General features: G+C 64.7%; 2 pseudogenes. Both read left to right on the top strand.

Annotated elements, in window-relative coordinates:
* A pseudogene (locus QT222_RS01615) lies at window positions 1–1,094 on the top strand (DNA double-strand break repair protein Mre11); the annotation flags it as partial.
* Window positions 1,091–1,813 (top strand): annotated as a pseudogene (locus tag QT222_RS01610) (AAA family ATPase); the annotation flags it as partial. The pseudogenes QT222_RS01615 and QT222_RS01610, both read left to right, overlap by 4 nt.
* Window positions 1,814–1,833 lie beyond the last annotated feature (20 nt).

Here is a 1,833-nt window from a genome sequence, read left to right as displayed (position 1 = left end):
CTCCTAGGAATGGCGCCTCGACTCGGGAGCGCCCCATCCGTCGCCGACGACGTGGCATTCTCGGGTCCCGACCACGCCCCCGGCTCTCGACGAGACGAACTCGACTGCCAGTTCGAACCGCACGCCCAGCCGCAGACGGCACACGTCGCGCACGGTCTCTTTGCCCCGTTCGCCCAAGCCGCTGGGAGACGGAGACGGTCCTCGCCGAATCGAACGTCGACTTCGACGCGATGCTTCTCGGCGACAATCACGTCCCTGATACGGCGGACCTCGACGGTACGTGGGTGACCTATTGCGGTTCCACTGAGCGCGCGAGCGCGAGCGAGCGAGACCCGCGCGGATACAATCTCGTCGAGTTCGACTCTTCGGCGGTCGATATCCGCCGTCGAACGCTCGAAACGCGGCCGTTCGAATTCATCGAGGTCGACCTCTCGGGCGACGAGGGAATCGAACGCGTGCGCCAGCGCGTCCGCGAGTTCGACTGTGAGGACGCCGTCGTCGTCGTCGAACTGACCGGCGAGGGTGACGCAGTTACGCCCGCTGCGGTCGAATCGTTCGCCGCCGAACAGGGCGCGCTCGTCGCCCGCGTCAACGACCGACGCGAAGTCGACACCGACGAAGAACTCTCGACCGACGTGTCGTTTGCCGACCCCGACGACGCGGTCCGCGACCGGGTCCGCGAGATGGGCCTATCGAGCGCTGCACTCGACGTTGACGAGACGGTTCGCGCGAGCAAAGTCGCCGATTCGAACGTTCGCGACGAGGTTCGCGAGCGCGTCGCGTCGCTTCTTTCTGACGACCGGAGTGCCTTCGTCACCGCTGGGCCAGAGACGGAGGAAGAAGGGTCCTCGGGCGAAGACGAGTCCGACGACGAACCTGCTTCCGCTACCGACGCGGGTGAGATACCTGACGAACCGACATCCACCAGCGACATGGGTGGTACGCCCGACGAACCCTCCGAGTCCATCGCCCGTTCCGAGCCTGAACCCGTTGCCGACGTAGAAACCGAGTCCGGCACCGACGTAGAAACCGAGTCCGGCACCGACGCAGAACCGAAAGCCAACCGCGACAGTTCGCTGGGTGATTTCGCATGAGATTCACGCACATCAGCATTCAGAACTTCAAGCCGTACGAGGACGCCGAACTCGACCTTCGCGACGGCGTCACGGTCATCCACGGCGTCAACGGGAGCGGGAAGTCGTCGCTCCTCGAAGCGTGTTTCTTCGCCCTCTACGGGTCGAAAGCGCTGGCTGGGACGCTCGACGACGTGGTGACGACCGGCGCTGACGACGCCGAAATCTCGCTCGAATTCGTCCACGACGGCGGCGAGTACCGCATCGACCGCCGAATCAGGATTTCGGGCGACCGCGCGACCACCGCGAAGTGTGTTCTCGAAGGACCGGACGGGTCCGTCGAGGGCGCGCGCGACGTTCGACGGCACGTCGGGTCGCTCCTGCGGATGGACGCCGAGGCGTTCGTCAACTGCGCGTACGTCCAGCAGGGCGAGGTCAACAAACTCATCAACGCGACGCCGGCACAGCGTCAGGACATGATTGACGACCTCCTGCAACTCGGGAAACTCGAACAGTACCGAGAACGGGCCGGAAACGCCCGGTTGGGGGTCGAAGACGTACTGACGAGCAAGCAGAGCGTCCCCGAAGATATCGAGTCGCAAATCGCGGCCAAGGAGGACGAAGACCTCCACGCGCGACTCAACGCCCTCGCACCGGCCCTCGTCGAGGTAGACGAGAAAACCGAGCACTACGCGTCTCACCGAGACAAAGCTAAATCGGCCCTTGCCGCCGGCCACTCGTAGCTGGACGAACACGCAGA

The sequence above is a fragment of the Haloferax sp. s1 genome (assembly GCF_058382125.1).
The sequence above is the reverse complement of the archived record's forward strand: the minus strand, read 5'-3'. Positions and strand labels throughout refer to the sequence as shown.